This is a genomic window from Rheinheimera texasensis (genome assembly GCF_964031785.1).
GTDB classification, from domain to species: domain Bacteria; phylum Pseudomonadota; class Gammaproteobacteria; order Enterobacterales; family Alteromonadaceae; genus Pararheinheimera; species Pararheinheimera texasensis_A.
Window position 1 is genome coordinate 57,327 of the sequence record NZ_CAXIRE010000006.1, and the last position, 6,000, is coordinate 63,326.

7 protein-coding genes are annotated in these 6,000 nt (G+C 52.6%); 1 reads left to right on the forward strand and 6 read right to left on the reverse strand.

From position 1 onward, the window contains the following. Positions 1–45: 45 nt before the first annotated feature. Positions 46–453, reverse strand: a complete 408-nt coding sequence (locus ABNT34_RS00635; RefSeq protein ID WP_348727838.1) for a cupin domain-containing protein — start codon at positions 451–453, stop codon at positions 46–48. A gap of 123 nt (positions 454–576) precedes the next feature. Between ABNT34_RS00635 and ABNT34_RS00640 the strand changes: the two genes are divergently transcribed. Next, entirely contained in the window at positions 577–1,137 is a 561-nt protein-coding gene (locus ABNT34_RS00640) for a hydrolase (protein ID WP_348727840.1), read from the forward strand. 44 nt (positions 1,138–1,181) lie between these two features. Here the strand turns inward: ABNT34_RS00640 and ABNT34_RS00645 are convergent, their stop codons facing one another. The 5 genes from ABNT34_RS00645 to ABNT34_RS00665 all read right to left on the reverse strand — a co-directional run bounded on the left by ABNT34_RS00645 (position 1,182) and on the right by ABNT34_RS00665 (position 5,359). Then, positions 1,182–2,000 (reverse strand): SAM-dependent methyltransferase, encoded by an 819-nt coding sequence (locus ABNT34_RS00645; RefSeq protein WP_348727842.1) that lies wholly within the window; start codon positions 1,998–2,000, stop codon positions 1,182–1,184. Then, on the reverse strand, positions 2,000–3,073 hold the full coding sequence (locus ABNT34_RS00650; protein ID WP_348727844.1) for a GGDEF domain-containing protein: 1,074 nt from the start codon (positions 3,071–3,073) through the stop codon (positions 2,000–2,002). Before ABNT34_RS00650 ends, ABNT34_RS00645 begins: the two co-directional genes overlap by 1 nt. A gap of 641 nt (positions 3,074–3,714) precedes the next feature. After that, complete coding sequence (locus ABNT34_RS00655; protein WP_348727846.1) at positions 3,715–3,921, reverse strand: hypothetical protein; 207 nt, start codon at positions 3,919–3,921, stop codon at positions 3,715–3,717. Positions 3,922–4,065: 144 nt separating this feature from the next. Then, positions 4,066–5,106 carry a LacI family DNA-binding transcriptional regulator gene (locus ABNT34_RS00660; protein WP_348727848.1) on the reverse strand — a complete coding sequence of 347 codons (1,041 nt, stop codon included), beginning with the start codon at positions 5,104–5,106 and terminating at the stop codon, positions 4,066–4,068. A gap of 82 nt (positions 5,107–5,188) precedes the next feature. Then, on the reverse strand, positions 5,189–5,359 hold the full coding sequence (locus ABNT34_RS00665; protein WP_084164334.1) for a YezD family protein: 171 nt from the start codon (positions 5,357–5,359) through the stop codon (positions 5,189–5,191). Positions 5,360–6,000 lie beyond the last annotated feature (641 nt).

Here is a 6,000-nt window from a genome sequence, read left to right on the forward strand (position 1 = left end):
CAATGACTGGCGAATTTTGCCAGCGTTTATGCTTAACATTACACATTAGCGCGGCCGTTGTTGTGAGCCCTCACCCGGCGTGACAAATAAGATGCGGCAGGTTTCCCCAGGGATGATATCTGCGCTATGCCAGCAGCCTTTGGGGATCACCTGCACTTGCCCGGGTGTGTCAAAAGGGATCCGCAGCAACTGGCCCTGTTGTTCCAGCAGCAATTCACAGCAGCCGGATAATAAATACAACACTTCATCACCGGCCGGATGTATCTCATAGGACGCCCAGTTGTCGCTGAAGGTATATTCCGACAACAGCACACAGCCGCGAAACTGGTTAAATTGGCTATCGAGCTGCGGGTATAACTCAGGCCCGGCCGGCAGTGCATGAATCTGCTGCTGCGAGTCCAGCACCAGCGCAAAATCACTCAGGTTCAATGGTTTATCTGTCGTTTTTGACATATCGCGCTCCATCACATCAGTTTTTTATCCGCAGTATGCAATGTAGCAGCAGTTGGTGGCATAGTGATGACTGGCATCGTCAATCGGGCATCGAAATCAGCCTGACAAACCCCGGAGCATCTTATGGTATTACCTGCTGAATTATTGGCCGCTGAAAACAGCCTGTTGCTGCTGATTGACCTGCAAAGCAAATTAGCGCCCGCCATCCACCACAGCGCCGAAGTGGAACAGCATTGCCGCTGGCTGCTGGAAATGGCGCGGGAACTGGCCGTGCCGGTGCTGGCGACCGAGCAATATCCGCAAGGCCTTGGCGTCACGCTGCCGTCGCTGCTGGCGCTACTCAAAAGCGAAGAAATCCTGGAAAAAATCCATTTCAGTGCGTACCAGGAGCCACATGTTCATGCCGCACTGGCGGATGCCGGCCGTCGTCAAATTGTGTTGTGCGGCACCGAAACCCATGTCTGTGTGCTGCAAACCGCACTGGATTTAGCCGCCGCTGGTTATCAGGTGTATGTGGTGGCCGAAGCCTGTGGTTCACGGCGCGACAGTGACAAACAGCTGGCGCTTGGCAGAATGCAGCAGGCCGGTATTGTGATAGTCAGTCGCGAAATGGTCGCTTTTGAATGGCTGCAACGAGCCGGTACGGCGCAGTTTCGCCACATCAGCAAAGGCTGGCTGCGCTAAGCTCAAGCTCGGGCATGAGAGCGAGCTTTTGGCGCAGCCGATACTCAGCCCTTTCGCAGTGGATGCTCCGGCGGCACCTGCAGCAGGTCCAGTACCGCCGGGTTCGGCTGGCGTGGGCGTGCCGGTGGGATCACCAGCGTGGTGATTTGGTTCAACGTCGCCTTGGGTAAATCGACCAGTGCGATGCGCTCCATCCGCGGCTGCCAAATCGGCAAATCGGCGGCTTCGTATAAAATCACCTGATGCGCCGGCGGATAATGTTTCAGCAATTCATCAGTCAGCACCTGAATACGCCGCGTATCACTGTCGAGCGCGGTCAGGCTGAAATCACCGGCAATACAGACTTGCCATAAAATCAGCAGTGCGGAGGTGTCGACATGGCGCTGGTAAAACAGCCACTGGCTGGCTTCATATTGCTGACAGCCATCCGCCATCGGGTCTAAAGCTAAATCGGCATATAAACAGGCGTCAGCAGAAATGCCCGGCTCCATCCGTGCCTGCAACCCTTGTGCTTTGGCCTGGCGCAGCGCTTCATGTGGTGGCCAGCTGGCCACGCCCGGATGACCATAACAGGCCCACACCACTTTTTTACCCGCGCGCACCGCATCCAGTACCGCATCGACCATCGCCTGATAGCTGTGCGCCCTGGACTGCCCCGGCCGGTAAAACGGCTGTAAATCAACCAGCGCAGGGTTAAACTGCGCCAGCCAATGGGCCAGATACTGCGTATTGGCGTGGAAAAACACCAAATCGGCACTACGCAACAACTCCGCATTCAGCTGCGTCAGCTGACTGCCAAGTGTGATGCCCAGCCCGATGCAATGTAAACGGCCTTGGGAACAAGCAATATCAACCGCCGACATCAGGCAACCGCTTCCAGCGGTTGGCAGATACAACAGTTGCGGCCAGCAGTTTTGGCCTGATACAGCAGCCGGTCGGCACTTTGCAGCAGGCTTTCCAGCTGGGCGGGCGCAGGCCCTGCCACCACACCAAAACTGGCGCTGATACTGATCCCCTGTTGTTGCCAGTGCAGCGGTTCGTTGCACAGCACAGACCGGCATTGTTCAGCCAGAGTGGCGGCTTGCGCCAGGCTGGCGCCACTGAGCCAAATGGCAAACTCTTCCCCACCCAGCCGGGCCAGATAACCACCGGCGGGCACCAGCGGCTGCAAGCGGCTGACCAGTGCCTGCAATACAGCGTCGCCGGCACTGTGGCCATAACGGTCGTTAATATTTTTAAATAAATCTAAGTCAAACAATAACAAAGCCACCGGTTGCTGCGGATGTTGGGTTAACCACTGCTGCGCCAGTTCGCTAAAACGCCGCCGGTTCAGGCAGCCGGTCAGGCCGTCACTATGAGCCAATTGAAACAGCTGACGTTGTTTCCGCTGTAACAGCCAGACCGCCGTCAGCAACACCAGAATCGACGCGGCACCGGCCAGCACTGTCCACAGCAGCTCTTGCTGCTGTAGTTCAGCTTCGAGCTGCAACAGCGCATTCTGTTGTTGCAGCAGCGCCAGTTTATTCTGATTTTCCATATAGTTGGCTTGCGCCAGATGGTAGGCAATGCTGCGTTCTTTGTATTCGGTCAGATGTTGGTTCAGCGCGGCAATATGTTGTTTATACAACACCACAGCCTGTGGCTGCGGCCCGGCTTGTTCCGCCAGTTCCGCCAGATGTAACACTGCTTTATTGGCAATATCGTGGTCCTGCAGCTGCTGCGCCTGGGTAAACACCTGCTGCAGTTCTTGTTCTGCTTCGTCGTAGCGCTTTAACTTCAGTAATGCAAAAGCCTTTTGGTACTGTGCATCTAATATTGCGTATTTGAAACCAATTTTTTTCAGTTCAGGTAACAGAGCATTTGTTAATTCGAAGACTTTCTTCGGATTTGTCCGAATATCAACATAGCTTGCATACAAATCGGCCTGATACTTCATAAGAGGTTCATTAGCTGCATCACAGCTTAATTTCGCCGCTTGTAAGTCCGCAGTTTTATATGAGCCCTCAAGCATGATGTACGCCTTTAGACTCAAAACCTTACTAATGCACAGGGGACGAAGTTCAGTAGTACCGTCAGCGATACTGTGAGCAAACTCTGCGGCTTTTTGATAGGCGGCAGCACTCAAGTGCAGTTGTGCAGCTACAGTGTAAACATTTGACCGGACCACCGGTTCATTGACTTCACTGATCCTTGCCAATGCATCATAAAGATATGTATAAGCATCGCCGAATCTCTTCCGTGATTCGTTGACACTCGCTAATAGCAAGTTCGCACGAACAGCAATTTCAGGATACTCAGAACGGTGGATAGTTAAAGCAATGGCAGTTGCGGCATCTATGTCACCTTTAAACGCCAGCAAATATGCTTGTAAAAATTTAAAGCGAGCATTTTGATGGTCAGAGAGAACCGGAAACTCGGATTGAAATTGTTTAATTAGCAATGCAGCTTGATTTGGAGAGCTCGTTCGAGCCGCTTCAATTTTGTCCAGATAATCGTCAGCTGTGGACGATGCATACGAAAAAGGCACACAAAAAAGTGTGCCTATAGCAATCATAAAAATTAAGACAGACCGCAACACTACTTTGCAGGGAAATAGAAAGTCACCGGCTTCACACCATGGCCGGCCAGCTGTTCCACCGCAGCTTTGTCGCCATTTAATACAGCGGCGGCTTCAGCGGCGCTGACACCATATTGTTGTAAAGTTGCGGCGGCATCTTTGGCGTAGGCGGCTTGTAATGCAGGGTCTATGGCCAGTTGCTGGATAAATTGGGCTAAAGTCGACATACATACTCCGTGTCTGATTCAGAAAAATATGTGATCTAAATGATAAGGTTGTAACGGCGAAGGCTCAATCTATTGCACTTTCGGCGCCGCCGCAACCCATATCACTGAAAATTCACATAAATTTCGCCTTATCCCTGGCACAGCTCAGCGCTGTGGCGAACGACAGCTCTCGCCGGCGCGGACTTCATAAGGCAATAAAATCCGCCCGCTTTCACCGCGGATAAAGGCCTCAACCGCCGCCACGCCTTTTTGGTCGCTGTGTTGCCAGACAGTGCTGAGCGTAGGGTGGTAACGCTGACCTTCTTCAATACCATCAAAACCCACCACCTGTACGTCGTCCGGAATGCGCAGGCCGGCCTGCAGCACTTCGCGCATCGCGCTTAATGCAATCAGGTCACTCATACACAACAGCGTGTCGGGTCTTGGGGATAACGCCAGCGCAGCACGCGCTGCCAGTGCGGCTTGTTGTTGATTACTCTCAGGAATATGCCAGATGCGCTCCGGTGCCAGGGTTTGACCGACTTCACTGAGTGCACGCTGATAACCGTCCAGCCGGCGGTGCGCAACAGAACTTTGGTTATCCCACAGCGGGCTGTCGCCGACCGGGCGGGTGTCGGCGGCATCAATCAGCCGCAATCCCAATACCGCAACGCTCGAGTCTTTCCCCAGCACCTGGCGGGCGATTTCATAGGCAGCTTGTTCGTTATCGATATTGACCGAAGGCCGGTCGGTTAAATCACAGTCGACCGTCAGCACCCGCTTGCGGGTTTTCTCCAGCTGCGAAATTAAATCGGTGTTGCGTGGCGCGCCGTAGCAGATAAAGCCGTCGACAAAATCGACAATGGCATCGAGGCTTGGCGCACTGCCGGAAAATAATAATAAATGCAGTTTGTGCTGTTCCAGCGCATTGGCGACACCGCGGATAAACTGACTGGCGACCGGGTCGCTGACCATATATTCCAAGGAGTCGGATAAAATCACCGCAATAATGCCGGAGCTGCCTTTACGCAACGACTGCGCCGCTTTGTTCGGGCCCTGGTAACCCAGTTCGGCACAGGCACTGAGGATTTTTTCGCGCAGTTGCGCCGACAGCTGATCCGGCCGGCTGAAGGCGTTTGAAATAGTGGCCGTCGACACGCCAAGTTGCTGGGCGACGGTTTTTAACGTTTGCGTTGGTTTGGCCATAACTGTTGGGGGTCTTGGTTATGTTATGCCCCGTTATACACAACTTTGGCGGCGAAGGACAACAGGCCGCTGTTATTGGCGCTTAATCAACCCGCAGTTTTTCGGTTTTTTCCAGCTGCACCAGCCGCCCCTGATGAAACACCAACTCGACTTTGCCAAATTCGACCCGGCCAATCAGTTGTTCCAGCTGTTTTAATAAATCTGCCACCAGCTGCTGCCGCTCCGGCGGCTGGTTCTGTTGCCAATCTTTCATCATCGCTCCATGGCGTGTCTCTGTAGATTTCGCCATTAAAGCAGAGCGACATGGATAACCATAAATACTAAATAATTGTTTTTATATTCCATAAAAGAATTAGCACTACAACAGCGGTTACACCTTTCGCGGGTCTTGTGCCGAAAATATGTTATGCATTTATGGAATATATATTTTGATTGTAATTCTTTTTTGATCTGTTTAGATTGCACTCAACGCAACGACATTGCCCTGTCGCTGTGTGACGTTCAAACCATTGTGAAGGATCACAGTGGCTTGCCCTCAGGATGAATCTGCAAGTCTATCCTTGTCCCTGTTGTTTTTAAGCCTGCATTTTTGCAGGCTTTTTTTTGCGCTGTTGGCGCTGTTGTTTTAATTAATCATTTTTTCCTTTGCGGCGAGACCGTCTAGCAGAGAATTCACCTGTCGGTGAGTTCCTTTCTTTTGCCTTGCCAAAAGAAAGGAACCGAAAGAAAAGGCGCACCCGATTCCGCTCGAAATCCCGTCTGAAAAGTCGCCGTCCAAGGCGAAAATGTAACTCGCACGGCGCTACCGTCGCCGTGCTCAGACACCCATTTTCTTAAAACCTTGGCCAACGATTTTCAGCCGGCTCGCTCCAACGGGCAGCTGGCCTCAGTAGT